Source organism: Streptomyces sp. NPDC005898, from assembly GCF_040629635.1.
Taxonomy (GTDB): Bacteria; Actinomycetota; Actinomycetes; order Streptomycetales; family Streptomycetaceae; genus Streptomyces.
Map to the genome: position 1 here is coordinate 185,603 of NZ_JBEXWC010000006.1, position 18,809 is coordinate 204,411.

15 protein-coding genes are annotated in these 18,809 nt (G+C 74.1%); 6 read left to right on the plus strand and 9 right to left on the minus strand.

All coding sequences use genetic code 11. From position 1 onward, the window contains the following. Positions 1–75 precede the first annotated feature (75 nt). Positions 76–1,140, plus strand: coding sequence for an ATP-binding cassette domain-containing protein (locus ABZ385_RS11225; RefSeq protein WP_358911020.1), 1,065 nt, complete (start codon positions 76–78; stop codon positions 1,138–1,140). Next, a complete protein-coding gene (locus ABZ385_RS11230; RefSeq protein ID WP_358586688.1) occupies positions 1,137–1,805 on the plus strand; it encodes an ABC transporter in 669 nt (222 codons plus the stop codon). The genes ABZ385_RS11225 and ABZ385_RS11230 overlap by 4 nt, the downstream gene beginning before the upstream one ends. 16 nt (positions 1,806–1,821) lie before the next feature. Here ABZ385_RS11230 and ABZ385_RS11235 read toward each other — a convergent pair whose 3' ends face one another. From ABZ385_RS11235 to ABZ385_RS11250, 4 genes are all read right to left on the minus strand, one after another. Further along, positions 1,822–2,721 (minus strand): polysaccharide deacetylase family protein, encoded by a 900-nt coding sequence (locus tag ABZ385_RS11235; protein ID WP_358586686.1) that lies wholly within the window; start codon positions 2,719–2,721, stop codon positions 1,822–1,824. Between the two features lie 140 nt (positions 2,722–2,861). Beyond that, the gene (locus ABZ385_RS11240; RefSeq protein WP_358911022.1) at positions 2,862–4,595 is read right to left on the minus strand and encodes an ABC transporter ATP-binding protein; all 1,734 of its coding nucleotides are present in this window, start codon (positions 4,593–4,595) and stop codon (positions 2,862–2,864) included. Further along, positions 4,592–6,379, minus strand: a complete 1,788-nt coding sequence (locus ABZ385_RS11245) for an ABC transporter ATP-binding protein (protein WP_358911024.1) — start codon at positions 6,377–6,379, stop codon at positions 4,592–4,594. Before ABZ385_RS11245 ends, ABZ385_RS11240 begins: the two co-directional genes overlap by 4 nt. Then, on the minus strand, positions 6,376–7,839 hold the full coding sequence (locus tag ABZ385_RS11250; RefSeq protein ID WP_358586680.1) for an MFS transporter: 1,464 nt from the start codon (positions 7,837–7,839) through the stop codon (positions 6,376–6,378). The genes ABZ385_RS11245 and ABZ385_RS11250 overlap by 4 nt, the downstream gene beginning before the upstream one ends. 250 nt (positions 7,840–8,089) lie before the next feature. Between ABZ385_RS11250 and ABZ385_RS11255 the strand changes: the two genes are divergently transcribed. After that, positions 8,090–8,803 carry a helix-turn-helix domain-containing protein gene (locus ABZ385_RS11255; protein ID WP_358911025.1) on the plus strand — a complete coding sequence of 238 codons (714 nt, stop codon included), beginning with the start codon at positions 8,090–8,092 and terminating at the stop codon, positions 8,801–8,803. A gap of 123 nt (positions 8,804–8,926) precedes the next feature. Here ABZ385_RS11255 and ABZ385_RS11260 read toward each other — a convergent pair whose 3' ends face one another. From ABZ385_RS11260 to ABZ385_RS11280, 5 genes are read right to left on the minus strand one after another with little or no spacing between them, the layout of a single operon-like run. Beyond that, positions 8,927–10,396 (minus strand): MATE family efflux transporter, encoded by a 1,470-nt coding sequence (locus tag ABZ385_RS11260; RefSeq protein WP_358911152.1) that lies wholly within the window; start codon positions 10,394–10,396, stop codon positions 8,927–8,929. A 5-nt stretch (positions 10,397–10,401) separates the two neighbouring features. Continuing rightward, entirely contained in the window at positions 10,402–11,433 is a 1,032-nt protein-coding gene (locus ABZ385_RS11265; RefSeq protein ID WP_358911027.1) for a cysteine synthase family protein, read from the minus strand. Positions 11,434–11,475: 42 nt separating this feature from the next. After that, positions 11,476–12,939, minus strand: a complete 1,464-nt coding sequence (locus ABZ385_RS11270; protein ID WP_358911029.1) for a Y4yA family PLP-dependent enzyme — start codon at positions 12,937–12,939, stop codon at positions 11,476–11,478. After that, on the minus strand, positions 12,930–13,985 hold the full coding sequence (locus ABZ385_RS11275) for an ornithine cyclodeaminase family protein (RefSeq protein WP_358911031.1): 1,056 nt from the start codon (positions 13,983–13,985) through the stop codon (positions 12,930–12,932). The genes ABZ385_RS11270 and ABZ385_RS11275 overlap by 10 nt, the downstream gene beginning before the upstream one ends. A gap of 34 nt (positions 13,986–14,019) precedes the next feature. After that, complete coding sequence (locus ABZ385_RS11280) at positions 14,020–15,048, minus strand: TauD/TfdA family dioxygenase (RefSeq protein WP_358911033.1); 1,029 nt, start codon at positions 15,046–15,048, stop codon at positions 14,020–14,022. Positions 15,049–15,367: 319 nt separating this feature from the next. On the opposite strand from ABZ385_RS11280, the gene ABZ385_RS11285 reads away from it, so the two are divergent. The 3 genes from ABZ385_RS11285 to ABZ385_RS11295 are packed head-to-tail and all read left to right on the plus strand — an operon-like array spanning position 15,368 to position 18,758. Next, positions 15,368–16,915: an ABC transporter substrate-binding protein gene (locus ABZ385_RS11285; RefSeq protein WP_358586669.1), complete on the plus strand. Its 1,548-nt coding sequence runs from the start codon at positions 15,368–15,370 to the stop codon at positions 16,913–16,915. Beyond that, positions 16,900–17,910 (plus strand): ABC transporter permease, encoded by a 1,011-nt coding sequence (locus ABZ385_RS11290; protein ID WP_358586667.1) that lies wholly within the window; start codon positions 16,900–16,902, stop codon positions 17,908–17,910. The genes ABZ385_RS11285 and ABZ385_RS11290 overlap by 16 nt, the downstream gene beginning before the upstream one ends. Then, a complete protein-coding gene (locus ABZ385_RS11295; protein ID WP_358586665.1) occupies positions 17,907–18,758 on the plus strand; it encodes an ABC transporter permease subunit in 852 nt (283 codons plus the stop codon). Before ABZ385_RS11290 ends, ABZ385_RS11295 begins: the two co-directional genes overlap by 4 nt. The last annotated feature ends 51 nt before the right edge of the window (positions 18,759–18,809 follow it).

Below are 18,809 nucleotides of genomic sequence, written 5' to 3' on the forward strand. Positions count from 1 at the left end.
TCTCCGGGACGCCGCCCGCCCGGGCGCCGGGGACCGCCACGAGGGGCCGCGCGGGCGTGCGCGAGGATGGCCCCCATGGAACAGGATGGTCCGAGCCGGATGGTCCGGGGGGAGCGTGACCTCGTGAGGCGCCTGGTGGGGGTGGGCCGCCGCTACGGCATGCGCGGCCCCTGGGTGCTGCGCGGCGTCGACCTCGACGTGCGGGCGGGGGCGCTGGTGCGGGTGCGGGGCGCCAACGGCACCGGTAAATCGACTCTGTTGCGGCTGCTCGCCGGGATCGACGCGCCCGGCGAGGGGCGGATCGAGGGGCGGCCCCGCACGGCGTTCGTGCCCGAGCGCTTCCCCGCCGCGATGCCGTTCACCGCGGTCGGCTACCTCACGCACATGGCCCGCGTGCACGGCCTCGCCGGCCGGGCGGCCGAGCGGAGCGCCGAGCGGTGGCTGGAACGGTTCGGCGCGGGGGCGTACGCCCGTACGCCGCTCTCGGAGCTGTCCAAGGGCAGCAGCCAGAAGGTCGCCGTGGCCCAGGCGCTCCTCGCCGCCCCCGACCTGCTGGTCCTGGACGAGGCGTGGACCGGCCTCGACACGTCCGCCCGCGCCGAACTCGACCGCGCGGTGGCCGAGCGCACGGCGGCGGGCGGCGCCGTCGTCTTCGTCGACCACGACCCGCGCCGGCTCGCGGGGGCGGCGGCCGAGACCTACGAGGTGGTGGGGACGGCCCTGGAACGGCTTACTCCGCAAGGGACTTCGGGGGACGGGGGCCCGGCGACGGCCGCCGGGGAGGAGGCCGCGCTCCCGTGGGGCGGGGCGACGGTCGTGGTCCTCACGTCCGGGCCGCCCGGCGCCGAACTCCCGGCGCCGGTCGTCGCGACGGCCGGTGTGACCCGGCCCGAGGCCCCTGAGGACGCCACGCGGCTCACGGTCCCGGAGAGCCACTCGGACCTCGTCCTGCGGGAGCTGCTGACGGCGCGGCCGGCGTGGCACGTGGTGAGCGTGGAAACCGCCGGGCACCCGCCGGACACCGGCCCGCCCTCGACCCCGGCCGTGTCGCCCGCCCCGCCCCAGGCCCCTCATGCCCCTGCCCCTCAGGCCCGCGCCCCCCATGCCCGTGCTTCTCATGAAAGACACTCACCGCGATGAGCGCTCTCCTGCGATATCACCTCGCCCTGCTGGCACGGTCGCAGCGGTGGCTCGCCCCGGTGATCCTGTACGCGGTGTTCCTCGCCGTCGGCGTCCAGGGCGGGCAGCCCGTCCTGGACTCGCTCGCCTACGCCGCCGCCGCGCTGCTGCCCGTCACCGCCTGGCTGGTCCGCGTCTGCGCCGGCAACGAGCCGCCGGCGGCGCGCGGTTGCTCGGCCGCCGCGGTCGGACCGGGGCGGGCCCATCTCGCCTCTCTGCTGGCCGCGCTCCTCGCCGCGTCGGCGCTCGGCGTGCTGGCCGTGCTCGTAGTGAGCGCCATCAGCGAGGGGCAGAGCACCGACGGACGGCTGCCGGTGGCCCGCGTACCGGCGGCGGCCGCCGGGCTGATCGCGATGCTGGTCAGCGTGCTGCTCGGCACCGCCGTCGGCGCGCTCACCAACTGGCCGCTGCTGCGCTCCCCGGCGAAGGCCGTGCCCGCGATGCTGCTCGGCGCGCTGCTCCTGCTGGTCACCGCGGGCTCCCCGGCCCGGTCGGTGCTGACCGACCTGACCACGGGCTCGCGCGAGGGGACCGTTCCCTGGCCCCTGGGAGCACCGGCGGTGGCGCTGGCGGCGGCGGTGGCGGCGTCCTGGGCGGCCTGCGCCCTCAGCTCGCGCCGGGGCTGACGCTGCGCGCCCGGGATCAGCTCCGTGCCCCCGCCGGGTCCTGCTTCGCCGGTGCCGGTGTCCGCGTCGAGGCGATCTGCTCCGAGACCCGGACGAAACGGAAGCCGCGCTCCCGCAGTTTCGGCACGATGGTGCGCAGGGCGCGTTCCGTCGTCGGGGCCGCGCTGCGGGTGCAGTGCATGACGACGACGGATCCCGGCCGGACCCCGTCGATCACCTGCCGGGCGACCGCGCCGGCGTCCGTGGCGAAGGCGTCGCCGCTCACGACGTCCCACTGCACGGCGGTGACGCCGCCGGGCGCGAGCGCGCGCAGCGCCCGCTGGTCGTAGCAGCCGCCGGGGAAACGGAAGTACGGCACGGGGCGCTCGACCCCCGCCGCGCGGAGGGCGGCGAAGGCGCGCTCCATGTCGGCGCGCATCCGCTCCCGAGGCACGCTCGGCAGGCCGTAGCAGTCACCGGTGAAGGCGTGGTGGCTGTAGGAGTGGTTGGCGACCTCGAAGAGCGGGTCCCGGCCGATGTCCTTGGCCTGGTCGGGATACTCCTCCGCCCACCGCCCCGTCATGAAGAAGGTCGCGGGCACCTTCAGCCGGCGCAGGGTGGCGACCAGCTCGGGGTGGTCGAAGCGCTCGCCGGCCGCCGCGCGCGCCCCCTGGTTCGCGGTCATGTCCGCGTCGAAGGTCAGCGCGACGGTACGGCCGTGCGTGCGGGAACCGTTGGTGAAGACGGGGGTGAGGCCCGACGGACCGGCAGCCAGAGTGGGCGGGGCGGGCGGCGAGGGGGCGAGGGCCGTGGCCGACCGAGCCGGGTGGCCCGGCCGGCCGTGCGTCGTGGTGTCGCCGGACGAGCAGCCGGCGAGGACGGTGGTCAGGGCGCCGAGGGCGCAGAGCGCGGCGCGTCTCCGTGCGAGAGTGATCACGCGGTGACCATATGTGTGCGAATGCGATAAATAGGTTATCTGTCCACCTGGCTCCCGCGAGCCCACCCGTCCGCGCCGTGGCCGGGGTGCGCGGGCCGGCTCCCGGGGAAGCGCCCCCCGGCCCGGCGCCCCGGCGCCGCTCAGGCATCCACCTCCCGGACCTCCCTCCCCGGGGAGCGGGACTCCGCGTCCCAGAACCGCGCGTAGCGGCCGCCGAGTGCCAGCAGCTCCTCGTGGGTTCCCTGCTCCACGACGCGGCCGCCGTCCAGGAAGACGATGCGGTCGGCGCGCCGTACCGTGCGCATGCGGTGGGCGACCATCACCACCGTGCGGCCCGCCATCAGGCGGTCGATGCCCTCGTGGACGGCGGCCTCGTTCACCGGGTCCAGCGCGGAGGTCACCTCGTCGAGCAGCACCACCGGCGTGTCCTTCAGCAGCGCCCGCGCGATCGAGACCCGCTGGCGCTCACCGCCCGACAGCAGCGCGCCGCCCTCGCCGACCCGCGTCGCCCAGCCGCCGGGCAGCCGCTCGACCACCTCGTCCAGGCGGGCCGCGGCCGCCGCCGCCCGCACCTCGGCCGCGTCGGCGTCCGGACGGCCGAGCCGTACGTTGTCCTCGATCGTGCCGTCGAAGAGGTACACGTCCTGGAAGACGACGGCGATCCGGTCCATCAGCGCCTCGGTGCCGATCGCGCGGACGTCGACCCCGCCCATCCGTACGGCACCCGCGTCCACGTCGTGGAAGCGGGCGAGCAGCTGGAGCAGGGTGCTCTTGCCCGCCCCGGACGGGCCGACGACGGCGAGCCGCTGTCCCTGCGGCACCGACAGCGACAGGTCGGTGACCACGGCGCTGCCCCCGCGCCGGAAGGTGACCGCGTCGAACTCCACGTCCTGCCCCGCCGGCCGGACCGGGTCGGCGGGTTCCGGCAGGGGCTCGGCGCGCAGCACCTCGTCGAGCCCGGCCAGCACCGTACGCGCCCCGCGGAGCTTGCCGCCGATGTCCGCGAGCGACAGAAGCGGGTCCGCGCACCGGGCGGCCAGCACCAGGACCGTCAACAACTCCGCGACACCGATGCTCCCGTCCAGCGCGAGATGGGCGCCGAGGGCCAGCAGCACGGTGAACGTCACCTGCACGGTGAGCGTCAGGCCCACGGCGCCGGGCAGCGCGGAGAGCGTGGAGCGGCGCGAGGCGCGCTCCACGCCGCGCAGGCAGTCGTCGAGCAGCTCGAAGCGTTCGGCCGTCCGGCCACCGGCCCGCAGCACCGGCTGGACCTGGAGGTACTCGATGACCCGCCCGGTGGCCTCGTCGTCCCGCCGGGCGCGCTCGGCGTCACCCGCGGACATCGAGCGTCCCGTGCGGATCTGTACCGCCGCCACGACCGGCACGGCGGCCAGCGCGGCCAGTCCCAGCCGCCAGTCCTGTACGAGCATCACGGCGACGATCGTCACGGGGGTCACCGTGGCGGAGACGAACGGCGCCAGCAGATGCGCGATCACGCTCATCGCCTGCAGGACGCCCCGGCCGGCCAGGACGGACAGCTCACCGAGCCGCCCGCCCGTGTACCAGCCGACGGGCAGCCGGGCCAGCTGGCCGCCGAGCCGGTGGTACATGCCGCTCAGCAGGGCGCTGCCCACCCTGAAGCCCGACAGATCGCTGAGGTAGCGCAGCACCGCGTAGAGCGCGACCGCCGCGCCGAACGCCGCCAGCCACGGCCAGGCGTCGGCGGGGGAGTGGCCGAACAGGGCCCGCAGCACGGGGACGAGCAGGGTGTAGGACAGCCCTTCGGCCACGGCGGTGGCGGTCATCAGGGCGACCGTGCGGCGCAACGGCCGCGCGTACGCGCGGCCGAGCACACGCAGCAGCAGGGAAATCATCGGGGCTCGTCTCCTTGGGGTGTCCGGGCGAAGGCGGCGTCGTGCGGAGTGCGGCCGGAGGCCTCGCCCTCATCGGCCGCCGCCGCCCGGTGGGCCCGCCAGAACGCGGCGAACGGCCCGTCCTGCGCGAGGAGTTCGTCGGGCCGACCCTGCTCGGCGATCGTTCCGTTCTCCAGGACGACGACGCGGTTCGCGTCGGCGATGGTCTCCAGGCGGTGGGCGATGACCAGGACGGTCCGCCCGCCGGCCGGCTTCGCGAGGGCGCGGCGCACCGCCTGTTCGGTCTGCGGGTCGGCGAAGGCGGTCGCCTCGTCGAGCACCAGGACGGGCGTGTCGGCGAGCAGCGCGCGGGCGAGCGCGATCCGCTGGGCCTCTCCTCCCGACAGGCCCGCGTCCTCGCCCACCACCGAGTCGTAGCCGCGCGGCAGTCGGCGGATCCGCTCATGGATGTGCGCCGAGCGGGCGGCGCGCTCCACCTCGTCACGGCCGGCGTGCGGCACCGCGAGGGCGATGTTGTCCGCGATCGACGTGCGCAGCAGCCGTACGTCCTGGAAGACGAAGGACACCCTCCGGTACAGCTCCCCGCCGCTCAGCTCACGCAGGTCGACGCCGCCGAGGACGACCGAGCCGTGGGACGGGTCGAAGAACCGCGGCAACAGCTGGACCAGCGTGGACTTGCCGCTCCCCGAGGGCCCCACGACCGCGGTGACCGTGCCCGGCTCCAGCACCAGGTCGATGCCGCGCAGCACCTCGTGGCCGGGCTCGTACCCGAACCGGACGTCGCGCAGTTCGACGCGGTGCCCCTGGGGCGTGCGCGGGCGCGCGGGTTCGGGCAGCGGCGGGACGTCGAGGACGTCCCGGATGCGGCCGACCGCCCGCCGGGCCGCCTGGAGGTCGTCGAAGCCGTGCCCGAGGGCCGCCACGGGGGCGGTCAGCCCGAGGCCGAGCAGGACGAAGGGCAGCAGGTCGGCGGGGTCCAGACCGCCGCCGGTGATCAGCGCCGTGCCGCCGGTCAGCACGACGAGCAGGACGAACGGCGGTGACAGCGCGAGCTGCATGCCCGCGGCGATGGGGGAGATGCCGTGCACCCACCGCCGGAAGGTGGCCACGAAGTCGTCCGCGGCGGTCAGGAAGGCGCGGTGGGCGCGCCCGGACCCGCCGAAGGTCTTGACGACCGCGATGCCCTGCACGAACTCGACGACGGAGGAGGAGATCCGTCCCATGCCCGCGTCGAACTCCTCCTGCTCGCGCAGCCGGGCGGGCGTCATCATCAGCGGCACCAGCGCCATCGCCAGCACCACCGGCGCCAGCGTGATCAGCGTGAGCCGCCAGTCGACCGCGAACAGGTAGACCAGGGACGCCGCCGGCACCACGAACGCGGAGACCAGCTCGCCGGGGGCGTGGGCGATGAACGGGTGCACGGCGCTCACGTCCTCCCCGACCACCTTCGCCAGCTCGCCGGTCCGGCGCCGGGAGAACCAGCCGATCGGCACCCGCCCGAGCTGGGCGGCCAGTTGCCGACGGAGCGTCAGTTGGACGCGCCCGTCCAGGACATGGCCGAGGCCGGTCGAGGCGGCGGTGAGCAGCAGGCGTACGAAGAGACCGGCCGCGCCCGTGAGGACGACGCGCCACACGTGGTCGCGGTCCGCCGGGCCGGAGTCCAGCAGCGTGCGCCCGAGTTCGACGACGGCCAGCAGCGGTGCGAGGCCGGCGAGCGCGCCGATGACCTGGAGGAGCACCACCGCGGCGAAACCCCAGGCGTAGGGGCGCAGCAGCCCGGTCATCGGCCACCCGCCGTCAGGGGGGTGGTGGAGGAGCTGTCCTCGTGGTGGTCGTCGTGTTCCGTCCGGGCCGGCGCGCCGCCGCGGGGCAGCACGGCCACGGCGATGAGGACGGCGCTCACCACGAGCCCGGCGCCGAGGGTCAGGCCGAGCGCGTAGCCGTCGGTGAGGGCCTCGGGGGTGGTGCTCCGGCCGGTGCGGTGGTTCGCGGCGGTGCCGAGGGCGGCGAGCCCGAGCGAGGCGCCGATCTGGCGTGAGCTGTTGAGCAGGCCGGAGGCGGTGCCCGTCTCGTGGGGGGCGACGCCGGTGGTGGCGGTGGCGACGATCGGGCCGAGGCAGAGCCCGAAGCCGACCCCGATGACGAGCGACGGTCCGAGCACGTCACCGGTGAACGAGCCGCCCGCGTCGATCTGCCCGAACCAGGCGAGCCCGGCCGCCGTCAGCAGCCCGCCGCCGATCAGGAGGGTGAGCGGCGTGAGCCGGTACCCCAGCTTCACCGCGAACACGGAGCCGGCGACCACCGCGAGGGACAGCGGCAGGAACATCAGGCCGGCCGCGGCCGGTCCCTTGCCGAGGGCGTGCTGGACGTAGAGGGACATGAAGTAGAAGGCCGCCGTCATGGCCGCCCCGGCCAGCAGGTTGAAGGCGTTCGCGCCGGCGACGAAGCGGTTGGCGAACAGGCCGAGCCGCACCAGGGGTTCGCGGGTGGTGGTCCGCTCCACGTACAGGAACGCGGCGAGCAGCGCGACGGCCGCCGCCAGGGTGGACAGGGTGGCCGCCGAGGTCCAGGCGTGCCGGTCGGTGCGCACGACGCCGAAGACCAGCAGGGTCATGCCCGCCGTCGCGAGGACGCCGCCGAGCACGTCCGGGCGGCCGGCGGGAGCGGCCGGGCGCCCGGAGGCGATGCCGCGCCGGGCCAGGAGCAGGACGACCGCGACCATCGGTACGTTCACGAACATCACCCAGCGCCAGCCGGCGTACTCGGTGAGGATGCCGCCGATCAGGACCCCGAAGGCGCCGCCCGCGGCGTTGGTCGCGCTCCACACGCCGAAGGCGCGGACGCGGGCCCGGCCGGCGGGGAACGTCTCGGCCAGCAGCGCCAGCGCGGCCGGGGCCAGCGCGGCCGCCCCGATGCCCTGCGCGGCCCGCGCGGCGACGAGGTGGCCGGGCTCCTGGGCGAGGCCGCCGAGGAGCGAGGCGGCGCCGAACAGGGCGAGGCCGGCCAGCAGGACCCGCTTGCGGCCGTAGCGGTCGGCGGCCTTGCCGCCCAGCAGGAGCAGGCCGCCGAAGGTGAGGGCGTAGGCGTGGATCACCCAGGTCAGGCCCGCCGCGTCGAAGCCGAGGCCGTCGGCGACGCGGGGCAGGGCCACGTTCACGACCGCGAGGTCCAGCGACACCATGAACTGGACCACGGCCACCGCGGCGAGCGTGAGCCCTGGCCGCGCGTCGGTTCTCTCCGTCATCGCGGACTCCGTTCCTGAGGGGTGGGGTGAGCGGACGCCGAAGCGCCGAGCAACTTTCCGAACATGTTCCGAAAGTAGCATCGGGGGTGGCGGGAGCGCACGCGAAATCTCGAAACGGTTTTGTTCGTACGGGGGTTGGCCGCCGGCCCTCCGCTGCTCGCCGGCGCTCCTCCCGCTGCTTGCCCGCGCTCGTCGCGCGCCACTGGCGCCCGGTCGCGCGGTGGGGGAGGGGGCGCGGCATGATGGGACGATGTCCCGAACGCCCGCACCGCACGGCCGGACCGGCCGGCCGCCCGTGACCTCCCGCCCGCAGATCCTGGAGGCCGCCCGGCGGCTCATCGACGTGGACGGCTGGGAGAAGCTGACGATCCGTCGCCTGGCCGCCGAGCTGGGTGTGGGGGCGACGACCCTCTACCACCACATCAGGAACAAGGACGAGTTGCTGGTCCTGATGCTCGATCAGCACCTGGCGCAGCTCGGGCGCGTGCGGCTGCCGGACGATCCGCGCGAGCGCGTCATCGCGTCCGCCACGGCGATGCGCGACGCCCTCGCGGCGTGGCCGTGGGCGGCGGAGATCCTCACGGCCGACGGGTTCGTCGGGCTCCTGGACGAATCGGCGCTGTGGATGGTCGAGGCGATCCTCTCGGGGGCCGTCGACTGCGGCTGCACGCCCGCCCAGTCCGTCGACGTCTTCCGGGACGTCTGGTACTACACCGTCGGCGAGGTCCTGGTCCGCGCCAACACCGCCCGCCGCCGCCCCGACGCCGGACCCCTCACCTTCCGCGAGTCCTTCGACGCCACGCAGGTCCCCCACCTGGCGGCCGTGGGCGACCGGTGGGGCGAGCTGGCGGCGCGGGACATCTACCCCGAGGGCGTACGCGACTTCGTGGACGGCCTGTTGGCCCGGTTCACCGGGAGAGGGCTTGGCGAGGGAGGGGCTGCCGGGGACGGGCATGCCGGGTGAGGCGGGCGGCGGGGCCGGTCATCGAGGCGCCCCGAGCGACCCCACGGGCGTAACCGCGGCCAGCCGCCCGCGTCCGGGGGTGCCGAGGCAGACCCGGGGCGCCGCCCTCTCACGGGGCGTGGGTCAGATGGACGCGGCCTTCTCCCGTGCCGCCAGTGATGCCCCGTAGCGGCGCAGCAGCAGGACCGCCGTCGTGGCGAGGCCCGTGAGGAGGCCCAGCCAGATGCCGACCGTTTCCAGGCCCAGGGGGTGTGAGAGGAGCCAGGCCGCGGGCAGGCCGACGGCCCAGTAGCCGATGACCGTGATGCGAAAACCGCTCTTGGTGTCGTCCAGGCCGCGCAGCAGGCCGACGCCGATGTTCTGCGCGCAGTCGAAGAACTGCAGGAACGCCGTGACGATCAGCAGGTGCGTGGCGATGGTCAGCGCCCGGTCCGAGCCGGAGTCCATGAAGGGGGCCAGGACCAGGCGCGGCACGGTGAGGTAGGCGGTGCCGACGACCGCCATCACCGCCGCCGCGCACGCGAGCGCCGTGTTCTTGATGCGCCGCGCGTCGTCGGTGCGGCCGAGCGCCAACTCCCTGCTGACGTTGATGGAGGCGGCGTGCGAGAGGCCGACGGCGACCTGGAAGACGATGTAGACGAGCTGGTTCACGGCCGTGTGCGCGGCCAGCGCCGCGGGCCCGAAGGCGCCGGCCATCAGCGCCGTGACGGAGAAGAAGCCCGCCTCCGAGCCGTACGTCGCCGCGATCGGCACCCCGAGCCCGATGAGCCGCTTCACGGCGGCGGGATCGGCCTTGGCGGCGTTCAGCGTGAGCAGCGGCGCGAGGGTGGCGTCCCGCTTCGCGGAGGCGTACAGCGCGAGGAAGGAGAGCAGGTAGACGGTGGAGGTGGCCACGCCGATGCCGGTCAGACCGAGCTTCGGCAGACCCCATGTGCCGTGGATGAGCACCCAGTTGAGCGCCGCGTTGACGGCGATCGAGGCGACCGTGATGCGCAGCAGCGCCTGCGGGCGGCGCATGCCGACGGTGAACTGGCGGATCGCCTGGAACCACAGGCACGGCAGCAGGCCGGGCGCGAGCGCCAGCAGCATGGTCTGGGTGCGGTCGACGACGGCGGCGTCCTGGCCGAGCCAGGTCAGGCACTGGCCGATGAGGACCATGAGGACGGCGCCGACGACACCGGCGAGCGTGGCGACGGCCATGCTCGCGCGGACGATGCCGCGCACCTCCTCGTGACCGCCCGCCCGGCCGGCGTCCGCCTTCTCGGCGCCCTGCTCGTCGCCGTGGGCTTTCTCGGCGCGGGCGGCCGCTGCCGCGATCTGGTTGCCGACCGAGGTGACCAGGCCGACGCCCATCGTGCGCAGCTGGTTGAAGATGACGATGGCGAGACCGCCCGCGGCCAGCTCCTGCGTGCCCAGCAGGCCCATCATCACCGTGTCGGTGGTGGTCAGGGCGACCTGCGCGAGCTGGGTGAGGATGAGCGGAACGGCGAGCGTGGCGAGCGCCCGGCCGTCGCCGAGCAGCGTGGCGAGCGCCGAGGGCGGCGCGTCCCGTCCGGGCGCCTCGGCGGCGGGGGAGTCGGGCTTGGGGGGCATCGAGGTCATCGGTTCCTGCGGAGCTTGGTGAGGAGCTCGTCGATCTCGCGTTCCGCGTCGGGATCGAGGAGGTTGCGGGCGGTCATCCAGGCGTCGTCGAAGACGGTGTCCAGGTACTTCTCGCCGCCGTCGTTGATCAGGGCGACCATAGTGCTGCCCGGGGGAAGGGTGGCGAGGCGGGTCAGCGCCTCGTGCACCACGCCGCCCGCCGAGCCGCCGATCAGCAGCCCGGTGCGGGCCACGGCGCGGCAGGTCGCGAACGCCTCGACGTCACCGACCTTGACACCCTCGTCGATCAGGTCGAAGTCGACGAGCGCCCCGATCTCGGCTCCCTCGGGCGTGCCCGTGCCCGACTGGTAGTAGTCGTGGGCGGGCCCGCCGAACGCGATCGACCCCTTGGGTTCGACGCCGACGGTGGCGAACCCCGGTATGAGCTTGCGCAGTTCACGCGTCGTGCCGCACAGGGCGCCGCCCGTGCCGACCGCCCCGATCAGCACGTCGATCCGGCCGTCGAGCGCCTCGTGCAGTTCGTGGGCCACGGGGAAGTAGCCGACGCCGTTGCTCGGGTTGTTGTGCTGCTCGGTGAAGATGGTGTTGTCCTTGCCGCGCGCCATCTCCTCCGCCAGCTCCTCGCGCGCGGCCGTCGCCAGCTCCTCGCTGTCGCCGCCCTCGTCGACGTAGACCAGCTCGGTGCCGAGGGCCTTCATCGCGCGCAGCTTGTCCGTGCAGGCGTGGTGGTCCACGACGGCCGTGAAGGTGTAGCCGCGCTCGGCGGCCACCACCGCGAGGCCGAGGCCGGTGTTGCCGGACGTGGACTCGATGATCCGTCCGCCGGGGCGCAGTTCGCCGCGCTCCTCGGCGTCGAGGATCATCTGCCGGGCCATGCGGATCTTCGCGGTGCCGGTGGGGTTGAACATCTCCAGCTTCAGCAGCAGCCTGCTGCCGGTCTCGGTGCCGGCGAGCTCCAGAAGGGGCGTGCGGCCGATGAGGTCGGACACGTGGGAGACCACGGCGGGGCGCTGCAGGGCTCCGGGCATCGATGTGCTCCTGTAGAGAGGGGGGCGGGGGCGGGGGCGGTGTCAGGTGAAGTGGCGGTCCAACCGCCAGCGCGGGCGCGGCAGTTCGGTGCGGTCGACCACGACCTTGGGCGGCAGCGGCAGGTCGTGGAAGGGGGATTCGTTGGAGTCCATCTGGTAGCCCGCCGTGTTGGGGTAGACCAGCAGGTCGCCGACGCGGGGCCGCCGCGGGAAGGGGACCTTGCGCCAGGTGAGCATGTCCGACTCCAGGCAGGTCGCGGCGCCGACGCTGGCGGGGTACGTCTCGTCCGCGCCGCCGGTAGCCACCTCCGCCACGCCGACTTCCGCCCCCGCGGCGCACGCCGGCCCCGCGAGCCCGTCGCCGAGGCCCGGTACCAGCACCGGGTCCGGCAGGTACTCGCTGGCGAACCACTGCTCCGACAGGCTCAGGCTGGTCCCGTCCACGGTCAGCAGCCGGTAGCCCGGCCGCTCCTTGACGCCCTGCACGCAAAACACCGTCCCGCCCGCCCGGTCGAGCAGCGCCCGACCCGGTTCGAGCAGCAGTCGTACGTCCAAGTCGCGCAGTACGTCCGCGAGTCGGCGCTCGTCCGTCCGATGGGCCAGTAGCGCCCGCAGCGCGTCCGCGCCCGCGAGGGGCGAGTGGTACGGGTAGAAGTCGCCGTCCGCGAAGGACTTGCCCGCGTGGAAGTGCCCGTCGTGCCGGGCGGCGAGGAAGGCCTGCCAGTCATCGGCGCCGACGTAGCTGATCGGCAGCCCGCCGCCCACACTGACGCGATCGGCCCGCAGGCCCGACGCCCGTGCCTTCAGGCAGAGTTCCGCGAGCGAGGCGGCCAGCTCGGCGCGGGCCGCGATGTCGTATCCGGAGAGGTGGAAGCTGAAGCCCTCCATGCGCAGGGCGGCCTCGCCGGCCCGCGCGCAGCGCTCCATGGCGGTCGCCAGCTCGGCCTCGTCGAGACCGAAGCGGCTGTGCGGCTGGCCGGGGGGCAGGGCGCGCAGCAGCACCCGCGCGGGGCGCGCCACCCGCTCGGCGCCGCCGCCGCTCACCAGGCCCAGCACCGCGTCGAGTTCGTCCAGGGCGTCCACGGCGATCAGCGCGCCCTGGCGCACCGCGAGGCGCAGCAGGTCGTGCCCCTTGGCGGGACCCGTCACCATCAGGTGCTCCCCGGGCACGCCGTGGCCGAGCGCCTCGCGCAGCTCGCCGAGGGAGGCGACGTCGACGCCCGCGCCGAGGGCCGCGCACCGCTCGACCCACACGGCGGCCTTGTTGGCCTTCTTCGCGTAGTACACGAACCCGGCGACCCCCGCCTCCGCCAACGCCTCCCGCATGGTGCGGAGGTTGGCGTCGAAGGCGTCGGGGAGCAGGAAGTGGAAGGGGCCCCCGAAGGCGTAGGAGAGTTCCCGCGCTAGGCCACTGGCCAGCACGGCGTCGGTGCCGGGGTCGGGCAGCGCGGGCAGGCGCGCGGAGCAGGCCGCCGCGTTCGCCCCGTCGGTCCCGCTCAGCGCCACAGCGCCACCTCGTGGCCCAGACCCTGCTCCAGCGCGAGCTGGGCGAAGCGGTGGCCCAGGGCGATGTCCGTGACGACGAGGCCGCTGTTGTACGCGAAGATCCGCTCCGCGGCGCCCGTCCGGCCCGCCGCCGCGCCCGCGATCACCGGGGGGAACTCCGCGTCCACCGGGGGCAGTTTGCCCTCGGCGTCGGCCATGTCCGTGCCGGTGACGTTCATCTGCGCCTCGCTGGTGGCGATGACGCGGTCGGCCCGGTGCAGGGTCGAGGGCGCGAGGCCGTGGCCGACCAGGACGGACAGGGCGCCCGGCTTCAGCCAGTCGGCCTCGATCGCCGCGGGGGTGTGGCCGCCCGCGGTGGCGACGACGACGTCGGCGTCCCCGGCGGCGGTGCGCAGGTCCTCGACCAGTTCCACCTCGCGGTCGGGGAAGTGCCGGCGCAGCTCGTCGCGTACCGCCCGGATGCCCTCGGGGTGCGTGCCGGAGAGCATCAGCCGCTCCAGACCCGGCAGGGCGGTCAGCAGGAACGGCAGCGCGAGCCGCCCCTGCGTGCCCGTTCCGACGACGAGCGCGCTGCGGGCGCCGGGCGCGGCCAGTTCGCGGGCGAGCAGCGCGGAGACGGCCGGGGTGCGCAGCGAGCCGATGCGGGCGCAGTCCATCATCGCCACCGGCAGCCCGGTCACGTCGTCGTAGATCGTGAGCGAGGTGTAGTAGTGCTGCTCCTCGCGGCCCTTGTCGAGGCCGTGCTTGTACGAGGTCTTGATGGCGACGACGTCGCGGGAGCCGTCACGGCCGAGCATCGCGTAGGAGACGGAGTGCCCGTCCTTGGGCTTGACGGTCAGCTTGCGCGGGTTGTCCGACTCCCCGGCGTGCAGGGTGCGGTAGGCGCCCTCGACGGTGGAGATCACGTCGGCCAGGGAGATGTCGAGGCCGGCGAGGTCGCTGGTCGACAGGATGCGCAGGTGCTGGTCGTCGCCGGATATTCGGCTTCCGGCGGGGCTTTCGGGGCCGGCCGAGGCGCCGGGGCCGGGGGAGGTGGTGCCGGTCATGGTGTCTTTTCCTTCCGGTGCGTGGGGGGCGCGTTCAGCCGGCGTGCGCTGCGAGCGCGACCGGGCCGCGGCCGAACGCCTCCAACGCCGCCTGACCGTAACCGTGCTCGTCGGCCTCGGCCGAGGGGCGCCGGCGCCGTCCGGGCACCCGCACCGAGGCCCGCTTGAGCCAGCGGTCGGTGCCGTCGTAGCGGGCCTTGAAGGGCACCCTGCCGTGCACGACCAGGTCGTTGTCGACGACGAGGACCTCGCCCGGCTCCAGGCTCACCGCCACGGAGACCCGGGCCAGTTCGTCCGCCAGGCGCCGGTACGCGGCCCGGTACTCCTCGTCGGCGTCGTCCATCGGCGTGTACGCGGGGTCGAAGCGGAGTGTGAGCCCGTCCTCGGCGGCGAACAGGGTGGGCACCGGCGGGGGAGCGGCGTCGGCGTAGCCCTGGGCCTCGGCGTAGGCGTCGTCGGGCAGGATCGGCAGGACGGGCCGGGAGAGCAGCTCCACGTCCTTCTCGCTGAGCCGGACCTTGCGAATGCCGGCCGCGGTGGTCGCGATGCGGTCGTGGTTGCGCATGCAGCCCAGCATCAGCAGGTGGGCGCGGCCGGGGTGGAAGGCGTCCTCGGTGTGCGGGCTGAGGAGCACGGTGCTGCTGGCGCCGGTCTGTTCGGACTCGTGGCCGGGCGAGGGCACGATGTTGTGCACGAACCGGCCGTCCTGCTGGCCCTGCCAGGCGATGGGGTCGCCCATCACGCCGGCGAGCAGCAGCAGCACGATGTCGTGGAGTGCGCCGCGGTCACCGGCGTGGGCCCAGCCGGGCGGGGTCGGGCCGATCTCGGCGTCGTCGACGTCGAGGCCGCGCAGGACGAAGAGGCCGTCATCGGTGTCGACGGGCCGGCAGTGGTGACGCAGAGTGTCGCCGAATCCGGCCACGGACTGCTCAACTCGCTCCAGGAGGCGGGGAGATGTCGCGGATGTGCCGAATTCGTCGAGAATCTTCCGGGCCGCGGTGCGGAGCTCGTCCACGGAGTGGGGGTCCAGCTGGCGGACTGGTGCGTCTGCTGCCGTGCTCATCGCGAGATAAGTCCGTTTCCGTCGAGTTGGTGGAGGAATCCGGGCGGGCGATCACCGGTGACGGGCCGAACGCTAGCAGTAAACTTAGGTAAGGCAAACCTTAGACTGGGAAGTGGAACGGTCGCCTTCCGTCCGGCAAGTGACGAGTCCGGGGGTGCACTTGGCAGCGTGCGCCGGGTTGCGCACGCGGGTGCCATTAGGATAGGCAACCCTAAGATTATCCGATCGTATCGGCTTCGACCTGCGAATCGACCTTTGATTCGGCCGGTGTCCCGCCCTGCGCATCGACATACCGCTCTGAACTGGAACGAGGACGTACGTGGACATCACCAGGCGCCAAGTGCTGTGGGCCGGCGGAGCATTGGGTACGGCGACGCTGCTCACCGCGTGCTCCGGGGACGGTGACACCTCGTCCGAGGCGGGCGGCGACGGCAAGCCCCGCAAGGGCGGCACGCTGCGCGTCGGCGCCCTCGGCCGGGCCTCGGCCATCACCCGGGACCCGCACGGCACCCAGGCCAACGAGAGCGACTACCTCATCATCGCCCTGGTGTACGACACCCTCACCGCACCCGGCGCCAAGGACAACACCGCGCCGCGCCTGGCCGCCAGTTGGAAGCCCTCCGCCGACCTGAAGACCTGGCGCTTCAAGATCGCGGAGGGGGCCACGTTCCACGACGGCTCCCCCGTCACCGCCGACGACGTCGTCTGGTCGCTCAAGCGGCTGCGCGCCACCCCCTCCGGCGCCTCCCGGCTGCCCGGCATCAAGGCCGAGAACATCAAGGCCGAGGGCAAGGACACCGTCGTCCTCGTCTCCGACTACGCCAACGCCGAACTGCCCTCGCTCACCCGCCTGACCACCTTCGTCCTGAAGAAGGGCACCGAGAAGAAGGACCTGGGCAAGGCCCCCGGCACCGGCCCCTTCAAGCTCGACTGGTTCCGCTCGGGCAACGCGCGCCTCGTGCGCAACGAGCACTGGCACGGCGGCGACGTCCTGCTCGACGCCATCGAGGTCAAGATCTTCGAGTCCCCCCAGGCCATGTCCAACGCGCTCCTCGCCGGCCAGATCGACCTCGCCTCCAACGTCGGCGCCGTCGCCGCCCGCACCGCCGAGAAGCGCGGCGACGTCCAGGTCGTGCGCCGCCCCGACGACATGGCGATGCCGATCGTCATGCGCACGGCAGACGGCCCCTTCGCCGACCCCAAGGTCCGCGAGGCGCTGCGCCTGGCCGTCGACCGCAAGGCCATGGTCAAGCAGGTGCTGTCCGGCTACGGCACCGTCGGCAACGACATCATGGGCACCGGCGACCCCGCGTACGACTCGGGCATCCCGCAGCGCGGACGCGACCTCGCCAAGGCCAAGTCCCTGCTGAAGGAAGCGGACTTCGACACCTCCAAGACGTACAAGCTGGTGACGACCGAGGACATCGCCGGCCTCGCCGAGTCCGCGACGCTCTTCGCGAGCCAGGTGCGCGAGGCGGGCGTCAAGATCCAGGTGGTCAAGCAGGAGTCCGCCACCTTCTACGACAAGACGTGGCTCAAGGCCGACCTCTACACCACCTACTGGGGCACCAACGACTCGGTGATCTTCTTCGCCAGCAAGACCATGGAGTCCAAGTCGGGCCAGAACGAGGCCGCGTGGAAGAACGCGGCATTCGACGCCGCCTACCGCGAGTCCATCGGCGCCAAGGACGCGGGCACGCGCGCCAAGGCCCTCGAAAAGCTCCAGCGCATCCAGCACGAGGACTCCGGCTACCTGCTGTGGGGCGTCGCCGAGGGCATCGACCTGGCCGCCGCCCCCGTGCACGGCCTGCCCAAGCTGCCCGGCTACGGACGCGTCCAGCTCGAGCGGGCATGGCTGGCCCGCTGAGCGGCACGGTGAGCGAGCGGGTCGCGGGCCTTCGCCCCCGGCCCGCCGGCCCCGTGCTCGCCGGGACCCTGCGCCTCGCCGGACTGCTCGCACGCCGGGCGCTGCTGCTCGCCGTCCTGCTCGCCACCGTCTTCGTCGCCGTCGAACTCCTGCCGGGCGACGCCGCCAACGCCACCTCCGAGCGCGGCGAGAGCGCCGCCGACCTCGCCCGCCGCCGCGCACTCCTCGGCCTCGACCGGCCCGTCCTCACCCGCTTCTGGGAGTGGATGACCGGGCTGCCCACCGGTGACTTCGGCACCTCCGCGCGCGGCGAGCCGATCGCCGACATCCTCGCCAAGCCGCTGCCCAACACGCTGCTCCTGGGCGGCCTCGCGCTCCTGGTCACCCTCGTCGTCTCGCTCGCCCTCGGCTGCTGGGCGGCGCTCAAGCCGGGCGGCGCCACCGACCGGGCCATCTCCGCGAGCGCCACCGGCATCCTCGCGCTGCCCGAGTTCGTGGTGGCCGTCGCGCTCGTCCTCGTCTTCGCGCTCTGGACCGACCTGCTGCCCGCCGTCACCCTCACCGACGCCGACGGCTCGCCCGCCTCCTGGCGGATGCTGATCCTGCCCGTCCTCGCCCTGGCCATCCCGCAGATCGGCTGGAACGTCCGCATCGTGCGCGCCGCCCTCGCCGACGAGGCCAAGGCCCCGCACGTCCAGAGCGCCGTCATCGACGGACTGCCGCGCCACCGCGTCTTCACCCACCACCTGCTGCCCGGCGCCCTGCCCACCGTCGCGGCGGGCATCGCCACCTCCACCGGCATGCTGCTCGGCGGCGCCGTCGTGGTGGAGACCATCTTCAACTACCCGGGCATCGGCTCGGTCCTCGCCGGAGCCGTCACCGACCGCGACGGCCCGCTCGTCGCCGGCGTCGTCGCCGTCACCGGCGTCGTCATCACCGGCGTACTGCTCCTCGCCGACCTCGTGCGTTCCTGGGCCTCGGGAGGCCGTGCATGACCGCGCCCCACCCCCTGCCGAAGCGTGCCGTACGCCGCCTCCCGCGCCGTGGGACGGTCCTGCGCGTCCTGCCCGCCCTGCTGCTCGTCGCCCTCGCCCTCGCCGGGCCCTGGCTCGCGCCGTACGCCATCGACAGCCCCGTCACCGCCCCCTACGCCGAACCGGGCGGCAAGGCGGCGCTCGGCGGCGACCAGCTCGGCCGCGACGTCCTGAGCCGGCTGCTCGCCGGCGGTCGCGAACTCATCGCCACCTCCCTGCTGGTGGCCTTCCTGGTGACCGGCGCCGCCGCACTCCTCGGCGCGCTCGGCGCGCTGCGCCCCACCGTCGGACGGATCGTCGAACGCTGCGCCGACGTGCTCATGCTGCTGCCCGCCGTCCTCGGCATCCTGCTCATCGCCCTGTCCTGGCCGGGCGGCGGACGGTTCGCCGTCATCGCCGCCGCCGTGGTGATGGGCGTGCCCTACGCCGTACGCCTGGTCGCGGGCGCCGCCGCGCCGGTCGCCGCCTCCGGGTACGTCGAGGCCGCGGCGGTCGGCGGCGAACGCCTGTGGCACCTCGTCGTGCGCGAGGTCCTGCCCAACCTGCGCGCCACCCTGCTCGCCCTCTTCGGGCTGCGCTTCGTCGCCGCCGTCTACGTCGTGGCGACCGCCGGCTTCCTCCAGGTGGGCCCGCAGCCGCCCGCCGCCGACTGGGCGCTCATGATCCGCGAGAACTCCGGCGGCATCGTCCTGAACCCGTGGGCGGTGCTCGCGCCCTCCCTCGCCATCGGCCTGCTCGCCATGAGCGTCAACCTCGCGGCGTCGGCGCTCGTGCCGCGCGCCGGGCGCGAAGCGGTGACCGCGCTGTGAGACGGAAGCGCGCCGTGCACGCCATGGGACGGAACAGCGCGCCGGTGACGC